1 protein-coding gene is annotated in these 203 nt (G+C 54.2%); it reads right to left on the reverse strand.

Annotated elements, in window-relative coordinates; all coding sequences use genetic code 11:
* Nucleotides 1-203, reverse strand: a 203-nt coding sequence (locus FRY97_RS22895) for a hypothetical protein (RefSeq protein WP_170254936.1), incomplete at both ends; no start/stop codon positions are given.

Below are 203 nucleotides of genomic sequence, written 5' to 3' on the forward strand. Positions count from 1 at the left end.
GTGCAGTCAGATTAAACTCGATAGAAGAAGAGCCGTTCAGGGCTACAGTCAGTGCGTTGCCGCCTAAGTTTGGAGACAGTACAGGCAGGAAGTCGCCAGTAAAGCCTGTGAACGTCTGCTCAGGGATGACCGCTACGTTGCCGTTGCTGCCAGTCACCTGTGGGCCAGTGATCTCGTAGATGAACTGTCCGTATCCGTCCAGA

It is taken from the genome of Phaeodactylibacter luteus (assembly GCF_007993045.1).
GTDB lineage: Bacteria > Bacteroidota > Bacteroidia > Chitinophagales > Saprospiraceae > Phaeodactylibacter > Phaeodactylibacter luteus.